The organism is Corallococcus sp. AB045 (assembly GCF_003668895.1).
In the GTDB taxonomy this organism is placed as follows: Bacteria; Myxococcota; Myxococcia; order Myxococcales; family Myxococcaceae; genus Corallococcus; species Corallococcus coralloides.
This window is the reverse complement of the sequence record NZ_RAWN01000147.1, coordinates 1-25,243: the sequence shown is the minus strand read 5'-3', so window position 1 is coordinate 25,243 and position 25,243 is coordinate 1. Positions and strand designations below refer to the sequence as shown.

The 25,243-nt window shown below is 68.8% G+C and carries 18 protein-coding genes and 2 pseudogenes; 9 read left to right on the top strand and 11 right to left on the bottom strand.

Annotated elements, in window-relative coordinates; genetic code table 11:
• Positions 1-280 (top strand): annotated as a pseudogene (locus D7Y21_RS28925) (hypothetical protein); the annotation flags it as partial.
• Here the strand turns inward: D7Y21_RS28925 and hemH are convergent.
• The 6 genes from hemH to D7Y21_RS28895 all read right to left on the bottom strand — a co-directional run bounded on the left by hemH (position 255) and on the right by D7Y21_RS28895 (position 8,613).
• A complete protein-coding gene (gene hemH, locus D7Y21_RS28920; RefSeq protein WP_121716989.1) occupies positions 255-1,322 on the bottom strand; it encodes a ferrochelatase in 1,068 nt (355 codons plus the stop codon). The pseudogene D7Y21_RS28925 and the gene hemH sit on opposite strands and share 26 nt — an antisense overlap.
• 24 nt (positions 1,323-1,346) lie before the next feature.
• Entirely contained in the window at positions 1,347-1,730 is a 384-nt protein-coding gene (gene apaG, locus D7Y21_RS28915; protein ID WP_120580970.1) for a Co2+/Mg2+ efflux protein ApaG, read from the bottom strand.
• An 85-nt stretch (positions 1,731-1,815) separates the two neighbouring features.
• A complete protein-coding gene (locus D7Y21_RS28910) occupies positions 1,816-2,808 on the bottom strand; it encodes a TerC family protein (RefSeq protein WP_120567307.1) in 993 nt (330 codons plus the stop codon).
• Positions 2,809-2,844: 36 nt separating this feature from the next.
• Entirely contained in the window at positions 2,845-4,989 is a 2,145-nt protein-coding gene (gene glgX / locus D7Y21_RS28905; protein ID WP_121716987.1) for a glycogen debranching protein GlgX, read from the bottom strand.
• A complete protein-coding gene (treY, locus tag D7Y21_RS28900) occupies positions 4,986-8,093 on the bottom strand; it encodes a malto-oligosyltrehalose synthase (protein WP_199735504.1) in 3,108 nt (1,035 codons plus the stop codon). The genes glgX and treY overlap by 4 nt, the downstream gene beginning before the upstream one ends.
• Positions 8,094-8,280: 187 nt before the next feature.
• Positions 8,281-8,613 (bottom strand): SWIB/MDM2 domain-containing protein, encoded by a 333-nt coding sequence (locus D7Y21_RS28895; RefSeq protein WP_014394388.1) that lies wholly within the window; start codon positions 8,611-8,613, stop codon positions 8,281-8,283.
• Between the two features lie 380 nt (positions 8,614-8,993).
• Here D7Y21_RS28895 and D7Y21_RS28890 point away from each other — a divergent pair, with 380 nt between their 5' ends.
• From D7Y21_RS28890 to D7Y21_RS28870, 5 genes are all read left to right on the top strand, one after another.
• Entirely contained in the window at positions 8,994-9,986 is a 993-nt protein-coding gene (locus D7Y21_RS28890) for an NAD(P)-dependent oxidoreductase (protein WP_120567305.1), read from the top strand.
• A gap of 102 nt (positions 9,987-10,088) precedes the next feature.
• Positions 10,089-10,754 carry an HAD family phosphatase gene (locus tag D7Y21_RS28885; RefSeq protein WP_120567363.1) on the top strand — a complete coding sequence of 222 codons (666 nt, stop codon included), beginning with the start codon at positions 10,089-10,091 and terminating at the stop codon, positions 10,752-10,754.
• A gap of 32 nt (positions 10,755-10,786) precedes the next feature.
• On the top strand, positions 10,787-12,397 hold the full coding sequence (locus D7Y21_RS28880; RefSeq protein ID WP_120567304.1) for a lactate racemase domain-containing protein: 1,611 nt from the start codon (positions 10,787-10,789) through the stop codon (positions 12,395-12,397).
• Positions 12,398-12,414: 17 nt separating this feature from the next.
• Positions 12,415-16,824 (top strand): AMP-binding protein, encoded by a 4,410-nt coding sequence (locus D7Y21_RS28875; RefSeq protein ID WP_121716985.1) that lies wholly within the window; start codon positions 12,415-12,417, stop codon positions 16,822-16,824.
• The gene (locus tag D7Y21_RS28870) at positions 16,821-17,849 is read left to right on the top strand and encodes an NAD-dependent epimerase/dehydratase family protein (RefSeq protein WP_121716983.1); all 1,029 of its coding nucleotides are present in this window, start codon (positions 16,821-16,823) and stop codon (positions 17,847-17,849) included. The genes D7Y21_RS28875 and D7Y21_RS28870 overlap by 4 nt, the downstream gene beginning before the upstream one ends.
• A gap of 28 nt (positions 17,850-17,877) precedes the next feature.
• On the opposite strand, the gene D7Y21_RS28865 is transcribed toward D7Y21_RS28870, so the two are convergent.
• Positions 17,878-18,054, bottom strand: coding sequence for a hypothetical protein (locus tag D7Y21_RS28865; protein ID WP_233591981.1), 177 nt, complete (start codon positions 18,052-18,054; stop codon positions 17,878-17,880).
• 5 nt (positions 18,055-18,059) lie between these two features.
• The gene (locus tag D7Y21_RS28860; RefSeq protein ID WP_120567301.1) at positions 18,060-18,941 is read right to left on the bottom strand and encodes a GGDEF domain-containing protein; all 882 of its coding nucleotides are present in this window, start codon (positions 18,939-18,941) and stop codon (positions 18,060-18,062) included.
• A 207-nt stretch (positions 18,942-19,148) separates the two neighbouring features.
• Between D7Y21_RS28860 and glgC the strand changes: the two genes are divergently transcribed.
• Complete coding sequence (gene glgC, locus D7Y21_RS28855; protein WP_121716981.1) at positions 19,149-20,378, top strand: glucose-1-phosphate adenylyltransferase; 1,230 nt, start codon at positions 19,149-19,151, stop codon at positions 20,376-20,378.
• A gap of 74 nt (positions 20,379-20,452) precedes the next feature.
• Here the strand turns inward: glgC and D7Y21_RS28850 are convergent, their stop codons facing one another.
• Together D7Y21_RS28850 and add are read right to left on the bottom strand one after the other, a co-directional pair.
• Entirely contained in the window at positions 20,453-20,908 is a 456-nt protein-coding gene (locus tag D7Y21_RS28850; protein ID WP_120567299.1) for a hypothetical protein, read from the bottom strand.
• A 10-nt stretch (positions 20,909-20,918) separates the two neighbouring features.
• Complete coding sequence (gene add / locus D7Y21_RS28845) at positions 20,919-22,082, bottom strand: adenosine deaminase (RefSeq protein WP_120567298.1); 1,164 nt, start codon at positions 22,080-22,082, stop codon at positions 20,919-20,921.
• Between the two features lie 83 nt (positions 22,083-22,165).
• Between add and D7Y21_RS28840 the strand changes: the two genes are divergently transcribed.
• Positions 22,166-23,230: a PQQ-binding-like beta-propeller repeat protein gene (locus tag D7Y21_RS28840; RefSeq protein ID WP_233612315.1), complete on the top strand. Its 1,065-nt coding sequence runs from the start codon at positions 22,166-22,168 to the stop codon at positions 23,228-23,230.
• 4 nt (positions 23,231-23,234) lie between these two features.
• On the opposite strand, the gene D7Y21_RS28835 is transcribed toward D7Y21_RS28840, so the two are convergent.
• The gene (locus D7Y21_RS28835) at positions 23,235-24,497 is read right to left on the bottom strand and encodes an MFS transporter (protein WP_120567361.1); all 1,263 of its coding nucleotides are present in this window, start codon (positions 24,495-24,497) and stop codon (positions 23,235-23,237) included.
• Positions 24,498-24,726: 229 nt separating this feature from the next.
• Here D7Y21_RS28835 and D7Y21_RS28830 point away from each other — a divergent pair.
• Positions 24,727-25,243 (top strand): annotated as a pseudogene (locus D7Y21_RS28830) (hypothetical protein); the annotation flags it as partial.

The following is a 25,243-nucleotide window of genomic DNA, read 5'->3' as shown; positions in this document are numbered from 1 at the left end:
GGACGACACGCCCCCCGCCCCCGCCGCCCAACCGGAAGGCACCGAGCTGGGCGCCACCGTGAAGGTCACCGGCAAGGGCGAGTTCCTGGTGAAGGCCGGCCAGTGGCGCTCCTGGGAGGGCACCCTGTCCACCGCCCTCAACGGTCCCGCGCAGCCCGCCGTGAACCTGCCCGCGGGCACCTACCAGGCCCGCATCACGCCCGTCGGCGCGCCGCAGGCTCCGGCGGCGCCCCAGGCTCAGGAGACGCCCGCGCCTACCGCGTCTCCGCCCGCGCCGTAGGGGCCGGGCCGTCCGAAGCGCGCACCATCCGCACCACGGCGTCCACCCACTCCGGGTGGGCGTTGAGGGACGGCACCAGCGTCAGCGACTCGCCGCCCGCCTCCACGAACTGCTCCTTCGCGCGGAGGCCAATCTCCTCCAGCGTCTCCAGGCAGTCCGCCACGAAGGCCGGGCACATCACCGCCAGCCGCTTCACGCCCTTCGCCGCCAGCTCCGGCAGCACCAGGTCCGTGTAGGGCTTCACCCACGGCGTGCGCCCCAGCCGCGACTGGAAGGACACCGTGTAGCCGCCCTCCGGCAGCGCCAGCCGCTGGGCCAGCATCCGCGCCGTCGCGAAGCACTGCGCGCGGTAGCAGTGCCGGTTCTCCGCCGTGATGGCGTCACAGCACCCCGCGGACGACAGGCAGTGCTGTCCCGTCGGGTCGCTCTTGCGCATGTGGCGCTCCGGCAGCCCGTGGAAGCTGAACAGCACGTGGTCCGCGCGCGTGTCCGAAATCACCGGCCGGGCCACCGCCGCGAACGCGTCCAGGAAGCCCGCGTCGTCCCAGAACGCCGGCACCGCGCGCACGTTGGGGACGTCCCAGCCCTCCGCCAGCACCTCATAGGTGCGCGCCAGCGACGACGCGGAGGACGACGCCGCCTCGTGCGGGTACAGCGGCAGCACCGTGAACTCCGACACGCCCTTCGCCTTCAGCCGCGCGATGGCGTCCGGCAGCGACGGGTTGCCGTAGCGCATGGCCAGCTCCACCTCGTAGTCGGCTCCCAGTTGCTCCCGCACCCGCGCCTCCAGCGCGCGGCTGTACACGAGCAGCGGCGAGCCCTCCTTCATCCACACCTTGCGGTACGCCTCCGCGCTCTTCGCGGGGCGGAACGGGAGGATGAAGAGGTTCAGGAGGAACCAGCGCCCCACCGGGTGGATGTCGATGACGCGCGGGTCGTTGAGGAACTCGCGCAGGTAGCGGCGCACCGGCCCGGATTCAGGCGCGTCCGGCGTCCCCAGGTTGACGAGCAGCAGTCCCCGCTTCGTGGTCGGCACGGCCATGCGCGAAGTCCCTCGGGAGTCTTTTCAGTGCAGCGCGTGCGGCAGCGTGAGCGCGAACTCGGCGATGCGCGCCTCGAAGCGCGTGCCGTCCGGACGCTCCATCTCGTAGCCGCCGCGCATGGTGCCGAAGGGCGTCTTCAGCATCGCCCAGCTCGTGTACTCGAACCGCTCGCCCGGCTTGAGGTGCGGCTGACGGCCGACCACGCCCTCGCCCTTCACCTCGTCCACGTGCCCCTGGGCGTCGGTGATGATCCAGTGCCGGGACCGCAGCTGCGCGGGGACGGTGCCTTCGTTGAAGAGCACCACCTTGTACATGAAGGCGAACTGCCCGGACTCAGGGGTGCTGCGCTCCGGCCAGAAGGTCGGCTCCACGGTGACGCGGATGCCGTCGGTGGTGGCGGTGGACATGGCGGAAGACTTGGCAGTGACTCCCGCCCGATGCAAGGGAAACGCAGGGGCCGGCCTCCCAAGGCCCGGAGCCCGGCGCCCCCTGTCAGCCGCGCTCCTGCTCCCGGGCTGGCGCGTCCTGGGCCTTGTCCGCGTCCGCCACCGGGGTGGACCCCGTCGCCTCCGGAGGCTTGGGGAACACCAGCGACGCCACGATGGCCACCAGGAGGCAGGCGGCAATCACCGCCAGCGAGATGCCGATGGGAATCTTGTACCAGTGCTCGATGAGCATCTTCACGCCCACGAAGGCCAGGATGACGCCCAGCGCGACCTTCAGCAGGTGGAACTTCTCCATCAGGCTGGAGACGACGAAGAACAGCGAGCGCAGGCCCAGGATGGCGCAGACGTTGGACGTGTAGATGATGAACGGGTCCTTGCTGATGCCCAGCACCGCCGGGATGGAGTCCATGGCGAAGAGCAGGTCCGTGGCCTCCACCACCATCAGCACGATGAACAGCGGCGTCACCTTGCGCCGGCCGTCCTCGTGGACGAAGAAGCGGCTGCCGTCGCCCTGACGCGCCACCGGCAGCATGCGCCGGGACATCCTCACGATGAAGCCCGCCTCCGGGTCCACGTCCTCGTCCTCCTTGGCCCAGAGCATCTTGGAGGCCGTGTAGACGAGGAACGCGCCGAACAGGAAGATGAGCCACTCGAAGCGGGCCACCAGCGCCGTGCCCGCGACGATGAGCAGCGCGCGCATCACGAACGCGCCCAGGATGCCCCAGAAGAGCACCCGGTGCTGGTGCTGCGGCGGCACCCGGAAGTAGCCGAACACCATCAGGAAGACGAAGAGGTTGTCGACCGACAGCGCGTACTCCACGACGTACGCCGTCAGCCACTCCAGCGCCGGCCCCTTGCCGCCGTAGTGAAAGACGCCTCCGCAGAACGCGAGGCTGATGCTCACCCACACCAGCGTCCACAGCGTCGCCTCCTTCGGCGACACCGCGTGCTCCTTGCGGTGGAACAGCCCCAGGTCCATGGCGAGCATCGCCAGGACGAAGACGTTGAAGGCCACCCAGGGCCAGAGCGTGTGGGTCATCACGCCCCGCTGCCTACTCCGGGACGGCCCCGGCGGCTACTCCCATTCCGTCGCGGGCCTGCGCAAGACAACCAGGGAACGCCCCACCGCCTGCACCTTGCCGCCCGCCGGGGTGTGCGTGCGAAGGGATTCCCCCGTGGCCGCGGTGTCCACCACCAGCTCCCAGTCCGCGCCCCACTCCAGGGCGGGCAGCATGAAGGTGATGGGCTCGTGGTGCGCGTTGAGCAGCACCAGCAACGTGTCCCCCACGATGCGGTGGCCCTCGTCGTCCGGCGTGGCGATGGCGTCCCCACCCAGCAGGAAGGCCAGGGAGCGCACGTAGGGCTTCTCCCAGTCGTCGCGCTTCATCTCCTTGCCGTCCGGCCGGAACCACGCCAGGTCCTTCAGCTCGCTGTCCCAGATGTGGGCCCCGCGGAAGAAGCGGCGCTTGGAGAGCACCGGCTGCTCGCGGCGCAGCTTGATGATGCGGGAGGTGAAGTCCAATAGCTGGCGCTGCTTCTCGTTGAGCTCCCAGTTCACCCACGACAGCTCGTTGTCCTGGCAGTAGGCGTTGTTGTTGCCCTTCTGCGTGCGGCCCATCTCGTCGCCCGCCACCAGCATGGGCACGCCCTGCGACAGGAAGAGGGACGCCAGGAAGTTGCGCTTCTGCTGCTCGCGCAGCGCGTTCACCTTGGGGTCGTTCGTCTCCCCCTCCACGCCGCAGTTCCAGGCGTGGTTGTCATTGGCGCCGTCGCGGTTCTCCTCGCCGTTGGCCTCGTTGTGCTTCTGGCCGTACGTCACCAGGTCGTGCAGCGTGAAGCCGTCATGCGCGGTGACGAAGTTCACGCTCGCCGTGGGCTTGCGGCCGGACAGCGCGAACAGGTCGGAGCTGCCGGTGAGCCGCGAGCCAATCTCCGCCGCCTGCCGGTCGTCGCCCTTCCAGTAGCGGCGCATGGTGTCGCGGTACTTGCCGTTCCACTCGCTCCACAGCACCGGGAAGTTGCCCACCTGGTAGCCGTAGTCCCCCACGTCCCACGGCTCCGCGATGAGCTTCACGCGGCTCAAGACCGGGTCCTGGTGGAGGATTTGAAAGAAGGCCGCGCGGGTGTCGTAGCCGTGCCGGTCCCGACCCAGCGTCGTCGCCAGGTCGAAGCGGAAGCCGTCCACGTGCATCACTTCCACCCAGTAGCGCAGCGAGTCCGCGATGAGCTTCAGCGCATACGGGTGCGTGGCGTTCCACGAGTTGCCGCACCCCGTGAAGTCCATGAAGTAGCGCGGGTCCTTCTCACTGAGCCGGTAGTACGCGCCGGCGTCCAGCCCCTTGAAGGACAGCGTGGGCCCCAGGTGGTTGCCCTCGCAGGTGTGGTTGTAGACCACGTCGAGGATGACCTCGATGCCCGCGCGGTGCAGCAGCTTCACCATCCCCTTGAACTCCGCCACCTGCTCGCCCAGCGAGCCCGACGCGCAGTAGCGCGCGTCCGGTGCGAAGAAGCCCAGCGTGTTGTAGCCCCAGTAGTTGGAGCGCCCCTTCTGGGTGAGGAACGGCTCGTCCATGAAGGCGTGGATGGGCAAGAGCTCCACGGATGTCACGCCCACCTTCTTCAGGTGTTCGATGCTGGCCGGGTGCGCCAGGCCCGCGTACGTGCCGCGCAGGTTCTCCGGCACGCGCGGGTTCAGCTTCGTGAAGCCCTTGACGTGCAGCTCGTAGAGGACCGTCTTGTGCCAGGGGACCTCCGGCCGCTTGTCGTTCTCCCAGTCGAACCCATCCGCCAGGATGACCGCCTTGGGCACGCCCCAGGCGTCGTCCTGCGTGTCCATGACGAGGTCCTCCTCCTTGCCCCCGTGCACGTACCCGTGGATGGGCGCCTTGGGGTCCACCTGGCCGTGCAGCGCGCGGGCGTAGGGGTCCACCAGGAGCTTGTGCGGGTTGAAGCGCAGGCCCTTCTTGGGTTCATACGGACCGTGAACCCGCAGGCCGTACAGACAGCCGGCGTGCACGCCCGGCATGTAGCCGTGAAAGACGTGGTTCGTGGTCTCCAGCAACGGGAAGCGGCGCGTCTCCTTCTTGGGGTCGGCGGGGTCGAAGAGACAGACCTCCACCTTCTTCGCGTGCTCGCTGAACACGGCGAAGTTCACGCCGTTCCCATCGTACGTGGCGCCCAGGGGAAACGGCTTCCCTGGAAGCACCTCGGCCCTTCTCATCCAGTGCTCCTCTCCAGCAGCACCACCGGGAACTCCGCGAGGAGCGGCCCCAGGGCCAGCCCCACGCCTCCCGGCCCCTGCTGGGGACGGACGGTGTTCCCGGTGAAGACATTGCGGAACATCATGCCCGCATATGCCTCCGGAAGGTTCAGGAACGTACCGTCATACGCCTGCGCCAGCCCGCCGGACTCCAGCGCCTCCAGCGTGTAACGCGGCGCGCAGGCAATCAGCACGTTGTCACCGTGCGTGCGCGCGAAGCCGACCGCCGCGGGCGAGCGCGGCCCGGACGGCTCCAGCGCCTCGTAGCCGCCCATGCGGAACAGGTCCGCGTACTTCTGGCGCAGCCGCAGCGCCTCCACCAGGACGAAGAGCTTCACCTGCCCGTCGTCCATGTCCCGGGTCAGCCGCGCGCACAGGGCGGGCCGGTCCTTCGCCGCCGCGTCATCCAGCGCCGTGAGCAGCCGCTCACGCAGGGCGTAGTCCACCGGCCGGCGGTTATCTGGATCCACCAGTGACAGGTCCCACAGCTCGCAGCCCTGGTACGTGTCCACCACGCCGGGCGAGGCCAGCTTCAGGAGCAGCTGCCCCAGCGCGTTGTGCTGGCCCGCGCGCTCGATGCGGCGCTTGAAGGCCTTCACGTCGTCCAGGAAGGCCTGGCCCTTCGAGGGGTCGAAGCACGCGTCCACGAAGCGCGCCACCGCGTCGTCGTAGGCGCCGTCCGGGTTGGTCCACGACGTGCGGACCTTGGCCTCCTTGATGGCCTTGCCCATGTACTCGCGCACGCGGCGGTGGAACTCCTGGAGCTCCGCCTGGGGCACCTGTTCGCCCATGGGCCACGCGCCCACCACCGTCTGGAAGAAGAGGTAGACGTCGTTGGACGACGGCGCCGGGCCGGTGGACAGGTGGCTGACGAAGGGCCGGGTGAGGTCCGCCCAGGCGCGCACCTTCTCCCGCCAGTCTTCCGGCAGCTCCGTGAGCACGTTGACGCGCGCGCGCACGTCCTCGCTGCGCTTGGTGTCGTGGGTGCTGGAGGTGAGCATGCTCGCCGGCCAGCGCTCCGCGCGCTCCTGGTTGCGCAGGTGGAAGGTGGTGGCGCGCATGCCGAAGTGCTCCGGCTCGCCGCCCACCTCGTTGAGGCTCACCAGCCGGTTGTAGATGTAGAAGACGGTGTCCTCCAGGCCCTTGGCCATGACGGGGCCCGTCACCTGCTGGAGCTTCATCGCGAATCTCAGCATCACCGCCTTCTCGTCGTCCCCCACGTGCTCCGGGTAGCGGCCCAGGAGGATGTCGCGCAGGAAGTCGAAGATGGAGGCGTTGGTGGTGGTGTTGCGCTCCTTGGCGCGCTGGAGGGTCCACTCGATGTACTGCACGTCGCGCACGTCCAGCTCCGCGCGCCAGCCGTCCACGTAGGTGCGGTAGACGGGGAACAGCGCGATGAACTCCACCAGCGCGCGCCGCAGGCTGTTGAGCGTGAAGTCGCGCGTGCGGCGGTTCATCTCCGAGATGCGGTTGAGCTCGTGCGCCAGCACGTTGATTTCGCTGGCCATGCTCACGCGCATGATGAGCAGCTTCTTCTGGTACACGAGCTCCGCGAAGTCCTGCGTGCCGCCCGCGAAGCGCTCGTACGTCTCCGTCAGGTGCGCCTCCGCGGCCGGGTGCACGAACAGGCCGCTCACCGCGTTGGCGAAGCGGTAGCCGGTGGTGCCGTGCACCGCCCACGACTCCGGGATGCGCTCGCGCCCGCCTTGAATCTTCTCCACCGCCACGAAGAGCGCCTTGCGCAGCGGGCTGTCCGGCGTGTCCATCACCTGGCGCCGCCACTTCGCGCGCAGGAGCGCCTCCACCTCCGGCCACCGCGCTTCGTCCCCGTCCCTCCTCTCCGCGTCGAAGCGCGCCCGCGCCCGCTCCACGAAGAAGCGCTCCTGCAGGTCCAGGAAGTAGGCGGTGGGGTCGAAGAGGCCGTCCGGGTGGTCGATTCTCAGGCCCGTGACGCGCCCCTCGCGCAGCCACTCGAAGATGCGCTGGTGCGCTTCCTGGAAGACGTCCGCGTCCTCCACGCGGATGGCGGCCAGGCCGTTGATGTCGAAGAAGCGGCGGTAGTTGATCTCCTCGCCCGCCACGCGCCAGTGCGCCAGCCGGTAGCTGCAGTTCTGCAGCAGCGTGTCCAGCAGGTCGAAGGAGCGCACGTTGCCGGGCGTGCCGTTGAACACCCGGAGGTTCTCCTCCACGTACGCCGCCAGCTCCGCGCTGTCCGCCACCACCGCGGCGAGCCGCCGCTTGATGACCTCCTTCTCGCGGTGCCGCTCCGTCACCTTCGCCGGGTCCACCTCCGTGCGCAGCGGCAGGTGGTCCAGGGCCGTCAGGATGGACAGCAGCTCCACCAGGTGCGGCGACTCCGCGCCCAGCTGCTTCTCCAGCCGCTCCAGGCCGTGCTTGAGGAGGGTCGCGTACTGGCGCGGCGCCACCGGCAGCCGGTGGTCGTAGTAGTGCAGGTGGAAGGCGCCGGAGTCGTAGGACAGCTTCAGCTCGCCGCGCTCCAGCACGATGCCGTACTGGTCGCCCAGGATGGGCAGCAGCACCTTGTCCGCCAGCTCGTCCTTCACCGGCCGCCAGTCCACGTCGAAGAACTTCGCGTAGACGGACGACGGGCCGTTCTCCAGCACGTCCAGCCACAGGCGGTTGTCCCGCTCGATGCCCATGTGGTTGGGCACCACGTCCAGCACCTGCCCCAGCCCGTGCTCGCGCAGGGCATCACAGAGCGCGGCGTGGTCCTCCGCCGTGCCCACCTCCGGGTTGAGCCGTTGGTGGTCCACGCAGTCGTAGCCGTGGGTGCTGCCGGGCGTGGCCTTGAGGTAGGGCGACGCGTAGAAGTCGCTCACGCCCAGCCGGGCCAGGTACGGCACCAGCGCCTTCGCCTGTTGGAAGGTGAAGCCCTGGTGCAGCTGCATCCGGTAGGTGGACAGCGGCGTGACGCGGCGCGATTGCAGCTCGCGTTGGACCTGTTCGAACAGGTCCTCCGCCTGCGTCTCCACCGTCGTGTGCGTGCCATCCTCGCCCGCCTGCCGCGCGGCGCGCGCCCCTGCCTCGGAACCGTCGTGGAACATGACCCCCAGAGGTAGGTCCGACGCGGCGCGTCCGCCAGCGGGCAGATGCGCCTTCGCCCCCTTTTCAACGCTCCGGACGAGCGGCTGACAGAGGGAGAAAAAGCGGAGGGCCCGTCCCGCGCGATGCGTGACGAGCCCCCAGGGTCCTTCGGGCGACCGGCGACGGCCCCGACGGGCCCTGCACCGTTCAGCTCAGGTGCTTGTTCACCAGCGCGGTCATCTCGAACATGGTGACGTTCTTCTTGCCGCCGAAGATGGGCTTGAGCTTGTCGTCGGCGTTGATCTGGCGCTTGTTCTTCGCGTCCTGGAGGTTGTTCTTCTTGATGTAGTCCCAGATCTTGCTGACCACCGCGGTGCGGGGCAGCGCCTTGGAACCGACGATCGCCGCCAGCTCAGCGGAGGGCGTCATCTCCTTCATGAACGCAGCGTTGGGCTTACGGCCCGCGGCCTTCTTCGCGGCAGGAGCCTTCTTCGCGGCAGCAGGGGCAGACTTCTTCGCAGCGGCTTTCTTGGCGGCCATTCGTCTTGTGTCTCCTCCCCTCCGAAGGGGACGTTGCACGGCGTGCTTGCATCTTCAAGCTAGAGCCGATGGCGCGTAGTAGCACGGCCTAGAGCGAAAAACAGCGTCCATCGCGCGCTTTTTCCCTCTGGGGCTCCTCGGAGCAATGGCTTCGGAGGCTAGAACTCGGCCCCGCAGCGCATTCTTCCCTCGGGAACGGAAGTCACGCGACGCGTCCGGAGCGCCAGAAACCGGCTCCGGAGGCCGTTTTCCCTCGGGGATTGTGCCTCGCGGCGCGTCCGGAGGCGGAAAGTCGGCATCCAGAGCATCCTCCTCCTCGGGGAGGACCCTGTCCTTTTCGACGGTGGACGGGATGTGGCTTTTCGGATGAAACAGCACCCATGAATGCCCTCATCACTGGCGCCGGTGGCTTCCTGGGGACCTGGCTCGCTCGGGCGCTGGCTGCGCGCGGCGACCGGGTTTCATGCCTGTTGCGCCCCACCACGGACACCCGCGAGCTGGAAAAGGCCCTGGAAGGCCACCCCTGGACGCGGGTGGTCGGCGACGTGACGGACCCCGCCTCGCTGGACAGCGCGGTGAAGGGCGTGGACGTCGTCTTCCACCTGGCCGGCATCCGCCGCGCCGCGCTGCGCGACGAGTTCATGCGCGTCAACGCGCAAGGAACCCGCCTCATCTGTGAGGCCATGGCCGCCCTGCCACAGCCGCGTCCCCGGCTGGTGATGTGCGGCTCCCTGGCCTCCCACGGCCCCTCCACCCCGGAGCGCCCCCATGTGGAGGAGGACGCCTTCCATCCGCATGAGTGGTACGGCGAGAGCAAGGCGGAGGGTGAGCGCATCGCGTTCTCCTTCCAGGACCGGCTGCCGGTGACGGTGATCCGCCCGCCGCGCATCCTGGGGCCCGGAGACAAGGAAAACCTGACCTTCTTCAAGCTGGGCAAGAAGGGCATCCGGCTGGAGCTGGCCGGAGGCCCCCGGCCCCTGTCCCTGGTGGACGTGGAGGACGTGGTGGACCTGCTGCTGGTATTGGCGGAGAAGCCGGAGGCCCTGGGCGAGGCGTTCTTCTGCGCGGGCCCGGAGCGGCTGACCCTGGAGGAGATGCAGGACCTGGGGGCGAAGGCCCTGGGCTTCCAGACGCGCACCTGGCGGCTGTCCCCAGCGGTGCTGACCGCCCTGGCCACGGCGGCGGACGGGGTGACGCGGCTGACCGGCCGCAAGCTCCCCCTGAACCGGAAGCTGGCGCGGCAGCTGCTGGCCCCGGCCTGGACCTGCTCGGGGGCCAAGGCTGAACGCCTGCTGGGCTTCCGGCCGCGCCGTGGGCTGGCGGAGTCCATCACCCGCAGTGGTGAATGGTATCGCGCGCAGGGCTGGTTATAGCCCCATGCGCCCAAAGGGCCTGCTGCCCACGCTGGCCTTCTGCTTTCGTTGACCGGACCCCCCCCAGGATGGGAGGAAGCCCGACCGCCCATGCCCCCCAAAGTGCCCGCCAAAGCAGCCTTCTTCGACGTCGACGGGACGCTGGTCCGGACGAACATCGTCCACGTCTATGCCTATTACGCGATGAACCGGGGCTCGCTCCGGGGCATCGCGGGCCGCACCCTGGGCACCGCCCTGGGGTTGCCGGTGTTCGGCATCCTGGATGCCGTCAACCGCAAGGCCTTCAACGAGTTCTTCTACCGGTACTACTCGGGCCTCAGCGAGGACCGGCTCGTCACCATCGCGGAGGACATGTTCGAGGACGTCCTCAAGCCCGCCTTGTACGAGCAGACGCAGGACCTCATCGACGAGGCGCGTCGTGCCGGCTGCCGCATCGTGCTCGTCACCGGAGCGCTGGACTTCACCATGCGCCCGCTGGCCCGGCACCTGGGCTGTGACGACGTCATCGCCAACAAGATGCAGTTCGTGGGCGGCAAGGCCACCGGCAAGGTGATTCCGCCCATCATCGAAGGCGCCAACAAGGCCAACGCCATCCGCGCCTACTGCGAGCGCGAGGGCCTGGCCCTCAACCAGTGCCATGGCTACTCGGACAGCGCCTCCGACTACGCCATGCTCGCCGTGGTGGGACGGCCCACCGCGGTGAACCCGGACCTGCGGCTGCGCTCGCTCGCGCGCGCGTACAACTGGCCCATCCTGGACCTGAAGTAGTCCCCCACCCCTTTCGCCGCCCCCCTTCATCCATGCGCCCGCTCAAGACGCTCCAGAAGCTGTACGACGAGGAAAGCCAGGTGGTCATCACGGAGAAGGGCAGCCCCCCTCGGGCGCTCTTCTACGGTGAGGGCTTCCTCCAGGAAGACCTGCCCGTGGGCACCCGGGTCATCTTCCCCCGCCCCCCGCTGGAGGGCGTGCCCAACGTGAAGGCCGCCATCCGCTGGGCCATCAACCACCCGGAGGGCATGGACCCGCTGCACGCGCTGCTCAAGCCCGGCATGCGGCTGACCTGCGTCATCGACGACATCAGCGTCCCGCTGCCGCCCATGGTCACGCCGGACGTGCGCCAGTCCATCCTGGAGGTGGTGCTGGAGCTGTGCGCGGACTCGGGCGTGGATGACGTGCACCTGGTCATCGCCAACGCGCTGCACCGCCGGATGACCGAAGGCGAGATGAAGCGCATGGTGGGCGAGAAGATCTTCGACGCCTACTACCCGGACCGCTACTACAACCACGACGCGGAAGACCCGGACGGCATCACGGAGCTGGAGCGCACCAGCCACAATGAAGTGGTGGCGGTGAACCGCCGCGTGGCGGAGAGCGACCTCATCGTCTACGTGAACATCAACTTCGTGCCCATGAACGGCGGGCACAAGTCCATGGGCACGGGCGTGACGAACTACGCGTCGCTGCGGCACCACCACAACCCGAAGACCATCCGCGAGTCGAACTCCTACATGGAGCCGAAGGCGAGCGCGCTCTACACGAAGAACTCGCGCATCGGCACGGTCATCGACCAGACGCTGAAGGTCTTCCACATCGAGACCACGCTGAACAACCGCATGTTCGGCGCGCCCACGGACTTCCTGGCGAAGAAGGAAGAGGACTACACGGAAGCCGACCGGCTGAAGTTCCAGGCCCTGCGCTTCACGCTGTCCAAGCTGCCCCGCGCGGCGGCGCGCAAGGTGCTCAACGCCATCCCCGCGCCCTATGACGTGACGGGCGTGTTCGCGGGGGCCACGGAGCCCACGCACCAGAAGACGCTGGAGCAGAGCTGGAAGCAGTACGTGGTGCCGGTGGAGGGGCAGAGCGACATCGTCATCTTCCCCATCCCGTTCGTCAGCCCCTACAGCGTCAACTCCATCCTCAACCCGCTGCTCGTGCAGGTGATGGGGCTGGGCTACTTCTACAACCTCAACCGGGGCGTGCCGCTGGTGAAAAAGGGGGGCGTGCTCATCCTCCTGCACCCGGCCTACGACGAGTTCGACCCCGTGCAGCACCCCAGCTACATCGAGTTCTTCCACCGGCTGCTGCCGGAGACGCGGGACTCCATGAAGCTGGAGCACAAGTACGAGAAGGAGTTCGCGGAGAACCCCAGCTACGTGCACCTGTACAGGAAGGGCAACGCCTACCACGGCGTGCACCCCTTCTACATGTGGTACTGGGGCGAGAATGGCCGCCAGCACGTAGGCAAGGTCATCGTCGCGGGCGCGGAGAACAACCACGTCCCGGCCCTGCTCGGCTGGGACCGCACCGACACCCTCTCCGAGGCGATTGAAGAGGCGCGCGGCTTCATGGGGCGCTCCGCGTCCATCAGCCTGCTGCGCATCGCGCCCACGGTGATGGTGGACGTGAAGTGAAAGGGTCGCACACGGACATGGCCACGCCCTCCGAGCTGAACGTCACCGAGGTCTTCACCGGCAAGCGCATCGTCTTCGTCGGCACCACCGGCTTCGTGGGCAAGGTGACGCTGTCGATGCTGCTGGCCCACTACGGCGACGTGCTGGACCGGGTCTACGTCATCGTGCGCAAGGGCAGCGCCGCGTCCGCGGAGCGCCGCTTCTTCGACAAGGTGGCGCCCAGCGAGCCCTTCCAGCCGCTGCGCGACCGCCTGGGCGACGAAGGCGCCATGGCGTTCATCCAGAAGAAGTGCACCATCCTGGATGGCGACATCACCGACCCCTTCGTGGGCCTGGAGGAGGAGCAGGTCGCCGCGCTCACCGGGCAGGTGCACGCCATCGTCAACTGCGCGGGCCTGGTCTCCTTCAACCCGTCGTTGGAGGTGGGCCTCAACGTCAACACCCACGGCGTGAAGAACGCGGTGGCGCTGGCGCTGCGCTGGAGCGTGCCGCTCATCCACATGTCCACCGCGTTCGTCGCGGGCAACCGCAGCGGGCTCGTCTTCGAGGACGAGCCGGTGCTGGGCTACTTCCCCAAGCAGGGGGAGATGGACGGGCGCGACTTCAGCCTGGAGCAGGAGCTGGCGGACGCGGAGAAGACCGTGGCCCGCCTGCGCGACCAGGCGGATGACAAGGCGCTCACCTCCATCTTCCGGCAGAAGGCGCTGGACCGCCTGGAGGAAGAGGGCCGCGACGCCACCGACGAGAAGACCCTGCGCCTGGCCGTGGGCCGCGAGCGCAAGCTGTGGCTGTCCGGCGAGCTGGTCCGCGCGGGCATGGAGCGCGCGCAGCACTGGGGCTGGCCCAACACGTACACGTATGCCAAGCACCTGGGCGAACAGGTGATGGCCGGTACGCCGGGGCTTCGCTACTCCATCGTGCGGCCCTCCATCGTGGAGAGCGCGGCGCACTTCCCCTTCCCCGGCTGGAACGAGGGCTTCACCACGTCCGCGCCGCTGGCGTACGCGGGCATCAAGGGCCAGCGCGGCATCCCCGCGGGGGACCACGCCATCCTGGACATCATCCCGGTGGACCAGGTGGCGGGCGCCACGCTGGGCATCACCGCGCACGCGATGCAGGTGGAGGAGCGCCGCGTCTACAACCTGGCGTCCGGTGACGTGAACCCGTTCCTCGCCAGCCGCTCCGTGGAGCTGGTGGGCCTGTACCGCCGCCGCTTCTACCGCAACCGCGAGACGGGCAACTCGCTGGTCAACTCGCTGCGCTCGCGCATCGAGCCGCAGCCCGTGAGCAAGCAGGAGTTCCAGCTGCTCAGCGCGCCCATGCTGGCGAAGGGCGCGAAGCTGCTGAAGAAGGCCATGGAAGACGTGCGGCCCGCGTGGGGCGCGCCGCGCGTGCAGGCGATGATGGACAAGGCCCGCCTCGCGCTGGACGAGGTGGAGTCCCAGGCGGGCAGCCTCACCGGCCTCATCGACCTGTTCCTCCCCTTCCTCTGGGAGAACCGCTACGTCTTCCGCTGCGACAACACGCGCTCCGTCTACGAGCGCATGGTGCCGGCGGACCGCGCGCGGATTGACTGGGCGCCCGACCGCATCGACTGGCGCGAGTATTTCCTGGGCACGCACCTGCCCGGCCTGGAGAAGTGGGTGTTCCCGGGCCTGGACGAGGAGCGTGAGAAGCGCACCGCCATCCCCGCGCACCGCGACCTGCTGGAGCTCTTCGAAGCCACCGTGCACGCGTACCGCCACCGGGTGGCGTTCCGCATGGCCGCGGGGGAGAAAGAGGAGCGCTTCACCTTCGGCGAGGTGCACCGCTACGCGGCCCGCGTGGGCAGTTACCTCATGGCCCAGGGCATCAAGCGCGGGGACCGGGTGCTGCTGGTGTCCGAGAACCGGCCGGAGTGGGCCATCAGCTACTTCGGCATCCTGCGCGCCGGCGGCACCGCCGTGCCGGTGGACCCCTCGCTCACCGAAGCAGAGGTGGTCAACATCGCGAAGCGCGCGGCGGCGAAGCAGTGCCTCGTGTCCGAGCAGACCGCGGAGGACTTCCCCGGCCTCCTCACCGCGCTGGGTGAGGGCGTGGGCGTGGCGAGCCTCGCGGAGGCCATGACCGGCGACCCGGCGTTCCCGGACCGCATTGGCCCGGTGCGGAAGTCCGCCGCCGCGGACGACGTGGCGAGCGTCATCTTCACCTCCGGCACCACCGGCACGCCCAAGGGCGTGATGCTCACGCACCGCAACTTCGCGGCGCTGGTGGCGAAGCTCGCGGGCGCGTTCGACGTGGGCGTGGGCGACGGCGTGCTGTCCGTGCTGCCCCTGCACCACACCTTTGAATTCTCCGCCGGCTTCCTCACGCCGTTCATGCGCGGCGCGGAGATCACGTACATCGACGAGCTCACGTCGGACCGGCTGGGCGACGTCTTCGAGACGGGCCGCGTGACGGCGATGATTGGCGTGCCCGCGCTCTGGCAGCTGTTGCACCGCAAGATTACTCAGGAGATGGCCGCGCGCCCGCCGCTGGTGGAGCAGGCGCTCAAGGCGCTGATGGCGGCCAACGGGGAGCTGCGCAACCGCAGCTCGCTCAACCTGGGCAAGCTGCTGTTCTGGCCGGTGCACCGCAAGTTTGGCGGTCGCGTGAAGGTCCTGGTGTCCGGCGGCTCCGCGCTGTCGGAAGAAGTGCACCAGGCCTTCCACGAGCTGGGCTTCACCATGCGCGAGGGCTACGGCCTCACGGAGGCCGCGCCGGTGCTGGCGGTGTCCGAAGCCACCAACAAGCGCATCAAGGGCACGGTGGGCAAGGCGCTGCCGGGCATCGAGTTCAAGATTCTCAACCCGGACAACGACGGCATTGGCGAGGTGCTGGCCAAGGGCCCGAACGTGATGGCGGGTTACTTCGGAGACCGCGAGGCCACCGAAGCCGTGGTGAAGGAAGGCTGGCTGCACACCGGCGACCTGGGCCGCATGGACGACGAGGGCCGCCTGTACCTCATGGGCCGCGCCAAGGACGTCATCGTCGACGCCAACGGCAAGAACGTCTACCCGGACGAGCTGGAGGAGCTGTACCAGGAGCACGAGCACATCAAGGAGCTGTCCATCGTCGGCCTGCCGGACGAAGCCGGCGGCGAGAAGGTGGCGTGCCTGTGCGTGCCGGACTTCAAGGACCGCCCGCGGGAAGAGGTCCGCCACGAGCTGGAGGAGCACTTCCGCAAGGTGAGCGCGGGCATGCCCTTCTACCGGCGCGTGAAGGTGCTTCGCTTCTGGGACGGCGAGCTGCCGCGCACGTCCACGCGCAAGGTGAAGCGCAAGCGCGTGGTGGAGGAGCTGCAGCGGCTGGACCGAGTGGCGGCCAGCGCGGGCCGCGTGAAGGAGAAGGCGCAGGCGGCGCCCACCACGGGCGGCGTGTCGGACTGGCTCTTCCCGCTCATCGCGGAGGTATGCCACCGCCCGGCGTCGGACGTGCGGGCGGACTCGCAGCTCATTGGCGACCTGGGCTTCGACTCGCTGATGCTCACGGAGATGTCCGTGGCGCTGGAGGGCGCGGGCGTGCCGCTGCCCGCCATTGAAGACCTGACGCAGGTGCAGACGGTGGAGGACCTGCGCAAGCTGGTGGTGGCCTCCGGACGCCGGCCTTCGCAGGAGACGCGCGCGCGCGACATCAAGAAGGAAGCCGAGCGCGAGGAGGAGGCGGAGATTCCGGTGCCGGAGCCGGTGTCCGCGCTGGGCCGGCAGCTCCTGTCCTTCGGGCAGAAGGTGCTCTACGGCGGCGTCTTCGACGTGAAGGTGACGGGCAAGACGTTCATCCCGCAGAACCGCAACTTCCTCGTCATCGCCAACCACGCCAGCCACCTGGACGCGGGCCTGGTGCGCGTGGTGCTGGGCGGCCAGGGCGAGCGGCTGGTGTCGCTGGCCGCGCGCGACTACTTCTTCGACACGCCGCTCAAGCGCGCGTGGTTCGAGAACTTCACCAACCTCATCCCCATCGACCGGCAGGGCTCCCTGCGTGAGTCGCTGCGCGTGGCGGGCGAGGCGCTCCGGCAGGGCTTCAACGTCCTCATCTTCCCGGAGGGCACGCGCTCCAAGACGGGCGAGCTGATGGAGTTCAAGCCGACGCTGGGCTACCTGTCGCTCACCTACGGAGTGGACGTGCTGCCGCTGTACATCCACGGCGCGTATGAAGCGCTGCCCAAGGGCTCCATGTTCCCGAAGACGAAGGAGCTGGAGGTGCACGTGGGCCCGGCGCTGGAGTACGCGTCGCTGAAGGCCCGGGCGCAGGGCATGGCGCGCTCGGAGGGCTACCGCTACGTGACGCACATCGCGGAGGAAGCGGTGCGCTCGCTGAGGGCGGGCAAGGTGCTGGACCTGGAGCAGGTGGGCGCGGACCGGGACTTCACCCCGCCCGCCCGGGCCCTGCCGGAAGGGAAGGACGCGTGAAGCTGCTCGTCACCGGAGGCACGGGTTTTTTGGGCACGCACCTGGTGCCCAGGCTGGTGGAGGCGGGCCACGACGTGCGCCTCATCGCGCGCTCGAAGCCGTCAGGCCCCGCGTTCGCGAAGACCGAAGTGCAACAGGGCGACCTCAAGGACCGGGACGCCGTGCGCCGCGCGCTGGAGGGCGTGGACGCCGTCTACCACCTGGCGGGGCTCGTCTCCTTCCAGAACAAGGACGCGCGGCGGATGTACGAGCTGCACGTGGACTGCACGCGCGAGCTCCTGCGTGACGTGCGCGAAGCGGGCATCAAGCGCGTCATCCTGGGCTCCACCTCCGGCACCATCGCGGTGTCGAAGGAGGACCACGTGGGCACGGAGGACGACGACTACCCCATCACCACCGTCGCCAACTGGCCCTACTACCTGTCGAAAATCTACGAAGAGAAGCTGGCGCTGGAGTACTGCCGCAAGCACTCCGTCCCGCTGGTGGTGCTCAACCCCAGCCTGCTGATGGGGCCCGGGGATGACCGCCTGTCCTCCACCTGGACGGTGGTGAAGTTCCTCAACCGGGAGATTCCGGCCATGCCCGGCGGCGGCATCTCCTTCGTGGACGCGCGCGACGCGGCGGACGCCTTCGTGCAGGCGCTCACCCGGGGCGAGGTGTACGGCCGCCACCTGATGGGCGTGAACATGGCCATGCCGGACTTCTTCGACCGGCTCCAGCGCCTCACCGGTGTGCCCGCGCCACGCGTGAAGCTGCCGCGCGAGGTGAACATCTGGGGCGGCAAGCTGCTGGAGCAGTTCGCGAAGCTGCGCGGCACCGTGTCCAAGCTCGACCCGCAGGAGGTCGAGATTGGCGAGCACTTCTTCTACCTGGAGCCCGCCAAGGCCGAGCGCGAGCTGGGCTTCAAGGCGCGCGACGTCCACGAGACGCTGCTCGACACCGTCCAGTACATCTACGGGAAGATGCCGCCCGGAAGCCTGCCCGGCACCCGCGGCCGTCTGGCCGAGTCGCGCGAAGGCACCTGACGTTTCAGGGAGACCGCGCGGCGGGCCCTTACGGGTTCGCCGCGCCGCCGTGCACCCGGCCGCCGCTCACACGCTCCACGAGCCGGGCGGCGTTCGGGTCCTTGTCCTTCTGGTGCCACACCCAGGCTGCGCCCAGGAAGGCCACGCCCAACAGGACGAGGACGAGCCGGGCCAGGAAGGACGGGCCGCTGGCTTCGTCCGCCATGGCCTTCAGCCCACCACGCGGTTGCGGCCGGTCTTCTTGGCCTTGTAGAGGTTCGCGTCCGCCACCTTGATGAACTGGGACGGCTCCGACATCTCCGAGGCCACTTCCGCCACGCCAATGGAGATGGTGACGGGGATGTCCTTGTCCTCGAAGACGAAGCGCTTGTCCTCCACCAGCTTGCGGATCTTCTCCGCGAACAGGCGCGCCTTGTCCGGCCCGTCCTCCGGCATGACGATGGCGAACTCCTCGCCGCCGTAGCGCGCGAAGCACTGCTCGCGGCGCACCAGCCGCTTGATGGACTGGGCCATTTCACGCAGCACGTAGTCGCCGGCCAGGTGGCCGTGCACGTCGTTGATCTGCTTGAAGTGGTCGATGTCGAACATCATCAACGAGAGCGTGCGCTGGTACCGGTGCGAGCGGCCCATCTCCCGCTCCAGGTACTCCACGAAGTAGCGCTTGTTGTTGATGCCCGTGAGACCGTCCGCGATGGTCAGCGTGTAGATGGTCTCGTGGTACTGGGTCTCGATGTTGTCGCCGTCGAGGAACTTGAAGATGGAGCCTCCCACCTTCACCAGGTCCCCGCTGCGCAACGGCTGCGCCTGGAGCACTTCCCGGTCGTTGAGGTAGGTGCCGTTGGTGGACTGGAGGTCCTCCACGAACATCTTCCCCTGCCGGCCCCAGATGCGCGCGTGGCGGCGGGACACGTTGTCCAGGTCCACCACGATGTGGTTGTGCTGGTCGCGACCGATGGTGAACTCGGTCTCTTCCAGCACGTACTTCTTGCCCAGCTCAGGGCCGTGGATCTGCACGAGGCAGCACTCGGTGCCTCGCTCGGGTCCCGGGGTGAGGCTGGAGATCTTGGTGACTCGCGTTTGGTCGCCAGACATCGCCTGGCCACGCTAGCACGCAAGGTCCGGGGAAGCCACGCAAGCCAAGAGGACGTACGGGGTTGCGCCCCTCCTCCTACATGCCGCGAAACCGAGAGGTCGTTTTCCTCCCATCCTCCCCTCCCGGTTGGGCACTCAACGGAAAAGCTTGCACGGGCCGCACGGCCATTGTGGGCCAGCGGCCGGGGGCTAACGTGGCCGGTACCTATGTCAAAGCTGCTGGCCATGATTCTTGCGGGAGGCGCGGGCACGCGCCTGGAGCCCCTGACCCGAGAGCGCGCGAAGCCCGCGGTTCCGTTCGGTGGGCGCTACCGCATCATCGACTTCGTCCTGTCGAACTTCGCCAACTCCGGCGTGTACCGGATGAAGGTGCTGACCCAGTACAAGAGCGACTCGCTCAACAACCACCTGTCGCGCGCGTGGCGCATGACGGCGTTCCTGGGTCACTACGTGGAGGCGGTGCCCGCGCAGATGCGCACCGGCGTGGACTGGTACAAGGGCAGCGCGGACGCCATCTACCAGAACCTCAACATCATCACGGACGAGGAGCCGGACCACATCTTCGTCTTCGGCGCGGACCACGTGTACCGGATGGACGTCCGCAAGATGCTGGACTTCCACATCGAGCGGAAGGCGGCGTGCACGGTGGCGGCGATTCCCGTCCCCATCGAGCAGGGTCGCGAGTTCGGCATCATCGACGTGGGGCCGGACGGGCGCATGCTCCAGTTCCTGGAGAAGCCCAAGGACCCGCCGCCCATGCCGGGCAACCCGAAGATGTGCCTGGCGTCCATGGGCAACTACCTCTTCACCACGGACACGCTGGTGAAGCAGGTGGTGCGCGACGCGGCGGACGAGAAGAGCGCGCACGACTTCGGCAAGTCCATCATCAGCGAGCTGTACAAGCACGAGCCCGTATACGTGTACGACTTCGCGCAGAACACGGTGGCCGGCCAGGAGGACAAGGAGCGCGGCTACTGGCGGGACGTGGGCAACATCGACGTGTACTACCAGTCCAACATGGACCTGGTGGAGGTGGACCCGACCTTCAACCTGTACAACGACCGCTGGCCCATCCACACGCAGCCCAACAACTACCCGCCGGCGAAGTTCGTCTTCGCGGACAAGGAGAACCGGCGCGTGGGCTCCGCCACGGACTCGCTGGTGGCGGAGGGCTGCATCATCTCCGGCGGCCAGGTGCACCGCTCCGTGCTGTCGCCGAAGGTGCGGGTGAACTCGTATTCGGAGGTGGAGGACTCCATCCTCTTCGAGAACGTCACCATCGGCCGCAGGTGCCGCATCAAGCGGGCCATCATCGACAAGAACGTGGAGATTCCGCCCGGGATGACCATTGGCTACGACCCGGTGGAGGACAAGCGCCGCTTCCACGTCACGTCCAGCGGCGTCGTCGTCATCCCCAAGGGGATGAAGGTCACCTGACCGTCGCGCCAGGTGGCTTCAAGCAGCGGGCGCTCCCGGAATCACTCCCGGGGCGCCCGCTTTTGCTTTTCGCTTCAGCGGAACGCGGCCTTCACGTCCGCCCGGTTGAGCAGGATGAGCGACCAGATGCCCGGCACGAGCGACAGGCAGGAGCACGGGCCGCAGCACGGGATGCAGCAGAGGATGGCGGCCGTCATGGACCAGCCGTAGCTCTGCAGGTTCTTCATCTTCCAGCCGCCGAAGCCCACCAGCCCGTTGAGCACCAGCCCGGGAGCGGTGGTCACGATGCGTCCCATGGGCGACAGCATCCACGTGACGGCGTCCTTCCACTGCTGGGGCATGTCCGGGCTGTTGAAGAAGCTCTCCAGCTGATCCGAGCTCGTCGGCGTCACCATGCTCACCAGCGAGTACAGGAAGGTGAGGCCCGCCATCACCATCATCAGGATGGCGGGGACGGACAGGTCCTGGGCGGCCTTCGCGCGCGAGGGGTTGAAGTCCGGCGCGGGGGGAATGTCGTGGGTTTCGTCCATGGCGGGGGGCTCAGGCCGGCTGGCGCATGGCCGCGACGGGGCGCTTCTCGAAGGCGGCGAGCGTGGTGGCGATCTCCTGGTTCACCTGCCGCAGCATGTCCTGCTTCTCCCGGAACGGCAGGAAGGAGCTCTTGAAGCCGGACACGATGATGGTGGTGAGGTCCTCCAGCGACAGGCCCAGCTCGCGGTGGGCCAGCCACAGCTCCTTCGTCACGGTGGTGTCGGTGATGAGGCGGTTGTCCGTGTTGATGGTCACCCGCAGGCCGTAGTCGAAATAGAACTTGAGCGGGTGGGACTCCAGCGAGGACACCGCGCCCGTCTGGACATTGGAGGACGGGCAGACCTCCATGGGGATGCGGTGGTCGTTGACGTAGTTGAGCAGGTCGCCGTCCTCGCGCAGCCGGGTGCCGTGGCCGATGCGGTGCGCGCCCAGCGAGTGGATGGCCTGGGAGATGGACTCCGGGCCGAAGGCCTCACCGGCGTGGGCGGTGCAGTTGACGTTGTTCTTGAGGATGAGGCGGAAGGCGTCCAGGTGGTCCTTCGCGGGGAAGCTGGCCTCCGCGCCCGCCAGGTCGAAGCCCACGACGCCGCGGTTCTTGTACGCCACGGACAGCTCCGCCAGGCGCATGGACGTCTGCGGGTTGATGTGGCGGATGCCGCAGACGATGACGGCGCACTTGATGCCCGTCTCCTTCTTGGCGGCGCGCAGGCCCTCCAGCACGGAGTCGATGACGGTGGTCATCTTCAGGCCCTTCTGCAGGTGCAGCGCGGGCGAGTAGCGCACCTCCAGCCAGCGCACGTTCTCCGCGGCGGCGTCCACGGCCAGCTCGTAGGCGGCGCGGTAGAGGGACTCGGCCGTCTGCAGGACGGAGAGCGTCACGTCGAACGCGACGAGGTACTCCTCCAGGCTCTTGCACACCTGGCCCATGTGGATGGCCTTGGCCAGGCCGTCCTCGGTGTCGGCCATGAGCTTGATCTTCTGCTGCTCGGCCAGCTCCAGGATGGTCTTCAGCCGCATGGACCCGTCCAGGTGGCAGTGCAGGTCCGTCTTGGGGAGCGCGTGGAGCAGCTCCTCCGTCACCGCCAGCATGGGGGGCGGGGTGATGTCCGTACGCCGGGCGGATGAAGGGATGCCGGTGGCGTTGGGGGTTTCGTCGTCACGAATCGTGGGCATGGTCGAAGTTCCTCGCTTGCGTCATCCTCCCCCAAACCATGCCGTCCCGCGCCTGTCCACGCCTGCCCCTGCTGACCTGCCTGATGTTGACGCTGGCCGTCATGGCGTGCCAGCGGGCGCCGGTGGAGCCGGCCTTCCAGTACTCCAGCGATGCGTCCTCGCGGACGGGGCTCACGGCCCTTCCGGACGGGGTGCTCCTGGGCAACGAAGCGGGCGCGGTGGTGCGCCTGGACCGCGAGGGCCGGCCGGTGTGGACCACCCGACTTGGCCGCGAGGTGGCGGTGCCCCCCGCCCTGGCCGGCGAGAGCGTCGTCGTGGGGACCGTGGTGGGCGAGGTGGCCTGCCTGTCGCTCGAGGACGGCAAGGAGCGCTGGCGCCTGGGAGGCGAGCCGCCCGTGCTGACACCGCCCGTGGTGGACGACGCGGGACACACCGTCTACCTGGTGGCACCCGACGGTGCGGTGCGCGCCCTGGCGGTGGACTCCGGGCAGGAGCGCTGGAAGCGGCCGGCGCCCAAGGCCCTCGCGCCGGTCGAATCCTTGGAGCCACGGGTATCCGTGGCCCCGGGGCTCCGGGCGGCGCCGGTGCGGGTGGCGGACGTGCTGGTGGTGCCGCTCGGCTCCGGGCTGTGGGCGCTGGACGCGCGAAGTGGTGAGCCGCGCTGGTCGCGGCCGGAGACGGACGTGGTGGGGCTGGATTCGGAGCGCGACACGGTGTTCGTGGCCACGCGGCCGGGCCGGGTGCTGGCGCTGTCGGTGAATGACGGGAGCACGCGCTGGGAGCAGCGCTTCGCGGACGGGGTGACGGGGCCACCCGCGCGGGCGCTGGGCGCGCTGTGGGTGGGCGCGGGCCCGTCGTCGCTGGTGGGGCTGTCCACCTCGGAGGGCCGGGAGGTGGCGCGGGTGGCGCTGCCCTCGCCGCTGGTGGGCCGGGTGCAGGTGGGGCTGGAGGACCTGCTGCTGGTGCCCACGTCCGGCCACGAGGGGCGCCTGGTGGCGCTCAAGGCGCCGGGCTGGACGCCCGCGTTCACGGTGCGGGCGGACACGCCGTTGCGCACGCGGCCGGTGGTGCGCGGCCCGCTGGTGTTCGTGCTGGGGCTGGACGGCCGCGTGCTGGCGTGGCGGCTGCGGGTGCCGCCGCCCGCCTGAGGTCTCAGGCGCCGGAGCCGGTGGGGGCGTCCGCGTTCGCGCCGCTCGTGGACTCCACGTAGTCCAGGTCGCGGTGGAAGGTCTCCGCCAGCCGGGCCAGGGCGACGAGCGCCAGGACGAAGCACACCGCGCCCACGGCGAGCGCCGCGTGCGCCACGCCCAGGGAGCCCTTGAGCTGGCCGAAGGCGGTGGCGGCAATCACCGCGGAGCCACGCACGAAGTTGGGCACGGACGTGGCCACGGTGGCGCGGATGTTGGTGCCGAACTGCTCGGCCGCCATGGTGATGAGCACCGCCCAGTAGCCCACGCTCAGGCCAATGAGGAAGGTCAGCGCGTAGATGAGCGTCGGGGTGAGGCCCGGCATGAGCCCGTACACGAGCACCAGCGCGAACCAGGCGCACAGGCTGAAGCCCACGGCGCGCTTGCGGCTCTGGAGCCACTGGCTCAGCAAGCCGGACGACAGGTCCCCCAGCGTCAGGCCCACGCTGCCAAAGAGGATGGCGTTGCCGGCCGTCACCGTGCCCTGCACGTGGAGGCCCGCCGTCAGCTCCGGGGCGAAGACGAAGAGGATGCCGGTGGTGAAGTAGATGGGCACGCCCACGAGGATGCAGCCCAGGTACTTCGTGAAGCGGCCGCCCGTGAGGAGCAGGAGCGGGTTGCCCCTCTCGGGGCCCGCCTTCTGGGTGAAGAGGGCTGACTCGGACACCTTGAAGCGCGCGAAGAGGAGCAGCAGGCCCAGCACGCCGCCCGTCACATAGGCAGCCTTCCAGTGCAGGTACTGCGCGACGAGCGCCGCGACGACGATGCCCAGCATGCCCAGCGTGGCGACGACGGTGGTGCCCAGGCCGCGCTTCTCCTTGGGCAGGGACTCGGCCACCAGCGTGATGGCCGCGCCCAGCTCGCCCGCGAGCCCCAGGCCCCCGAGGAAGCGGCAGGCGGCGTAGCTGTTCACGTCCCAGACGAAGGGGTTGAGCAGGTTCGCCACCGAGTACAGGAGGATGGAGCCGAACATCACGGACAGCCGTCCCCGCTTGTCCCCGAGCAGGCCCCAGAAGAGGCCGCCCACCATCATCCCGGCCATCTGCGCGTTGTAGATGAAGAGCCCCTTCTGGAAGATGTCGGAAGGGTCCGTGATGCCCAGGTCCTTCAGCGACGCGACGCGCACCACGCCGAAGAGCGTGATGTCGAAGAGGTCCACGAAGTAGCCGAGCCCCGCCACGAGGACGGTGAGGTTCAGGACCGAGCGCAGTTCCCGGAGGCGGTTCATGGAGCGCGACACTACCGCTTCTGGCCCGGGCGGGAAGGAGGACTCCACGCCTCCAGCGCCCGCCACTTCGCCAATCACAGACATCCACCGACGCGGCTGCCCATCCGGCGGGTCCGGGAGGACGGGCGCGCATGGCCTCCGCCCTCCCGCCGTCCCCACCGGAGCGTGACAGGCAATCCACACAGGGCGGGACTTCCAGAAGAATTCCCTGGAAGGTAGGTTTTACGGCATGTCCGTGTTGGAGGCCGTGGCGAGGCAGCGCGTGGTGGTGCTGGCCCTGGTGCTGGGCCTGTGGAGCCCCGCGTCGGCGGCCGGGCCCTGGCGGGCGGTGGTGCGCGTGACCACCGCCGAGGACCGCGTACTTCTGGAGCGGGTGCGCGGGCAGAGCAGCGACCTGCCGGTGGTCCTGGAAGCGGAAGCAGGTCCGTCCATGGATGCGAGCCCCGGTGGCGCGTGGCGTGAGGCGGAGCGGCTGGCTTCACGGAAGGACGCTCGCGCGGTGTTGTGGTTCACGCGAGCTGGAGCGGAGCTGCGGGTGTCGGTGGCGGCTCCGCGCACGGGCCACCTGTTCGTGCGGAGCGCGCGGGTGGAGGGTGCGCCGGAGACGCTGACGTGGTCCGTGGGCGCGGAGGCCCTGGCGTTGGCGGTGCGCTCGGCACTGCGCGCTGTGGACGCGGGTGAACCGCTGGGTGAAGTGGTCGCGCCCCCTCCGCCGCCTCCGGTGGTGGCGGCGCCTCCTCCCCTCC

Coding starts and splice junctions, on each gene's coding strand:
- add (WP_120567298.1), bottom strand. CDS start 22,082: ATGCCCACGATTCGTGACGACGAAACCCCCAACGCCACCGGCATCCCT.
- D7Y21_RS28865 (WP_233591981.1), bottom strand. CDS start 18,054: ATGGCGGACGAAGCCAGCGGCCCGTCCTTCCTGGCCCGGCTCGTCCTC.
- D7Y21_RS28840 (WP_233612315.1), top strand. CDS start 22,166: ATGTTGACGCTGGCCGTCATGGCGTGCCAGCGGGCGCCGGTGGAGCCG.
- glgC (WP_121716981.1), top strand. CDS start 19,149: ATGTCAAAGCTGCTGGCCATGATTCTTGCGGGAGGCGCGGGCACGCGC.
- D7Y21_RS28850 (WP_120567299.1), bottom strand. CDS start 20,908: ATGGACGAAACCCACGACATTCCCCCCGCGCCGGACTTCAACCCCTCG.
- D7Y21_RS28860 (WP_120567301.1), bottom strand. CDS start 18,941: ATGTCTGGCGACCAAACGCGAGTCACCAAGATCTCCAGCCTCACCCCG.
- treY (WP_199735504.1), bottom strand. CDS start 8,093: ATGTTCCACGACGGTTCCGAGGCAGGGGCGCGCGCCGCGCGGCAGGCG.
- apaG (WP_120580970.1), bottom strand. CDS start 1,730: ATGTCCACCGCCACCACCGACGGCATCCGCGTCACCGTGGAGCCGACC.
- D7Y21_RS28880 (WP_120567304.1), top strand. CDS start 10,787: ATGCGCCCGCTCAAGACGCTCCAGAAGCTGTACGACGAGGAAAGCCAG.
- D7Y21_RS28910 (WP_120567307.1), bottom strand. CDS start 2,808: ATGACCCACACGCTCTGGCCCTGGGTGGCCTTCAACGTCTTCGTCCTG.
- D7Y21_RS28835 (WP_120567361.1), bottom strand. CDS start 24,497: ATGAACCGCCTCCGGGAACTGCGCTCGGTCCTGAACCTCACCGTCCTC.
- D7Y21_RS28895 (WP_014394388.1), bottom strand. CDS start 8,613: ATGGCCGCCAAGAAAGCCGCTGCGAAGAAGTCTGCCCCTGCTGCCGCG.
- hemH (WP_121716989.1), bottom strand. CDS start 1,322: ATGGCCGTGCCGACCACGAAGCGGGGACTGCTGCTCGTCAACCTGGGG.
- glgX (WP_121716987.1), bottom strand. CDS start 4,989: ATGAGAAGGGCCGAGGTGCTTCCAGGGAAGCCGTTTCCCCTGGGCGCC.
- D7Y21_RS28890 (WP_120567305.1), top strand. CDS start 8,994: ATGAATGCCCTCATCACTGGCGCCGGTGGCTTCCTGGGGACCTGGCTC.
- D7Y21_RS28875 (WP_121716985.1), top strand. CDS start 12,415: ATGGCCACGCCCTCCGAGCTGAACGTCACCGAGGTCTTCACCGGCAAG.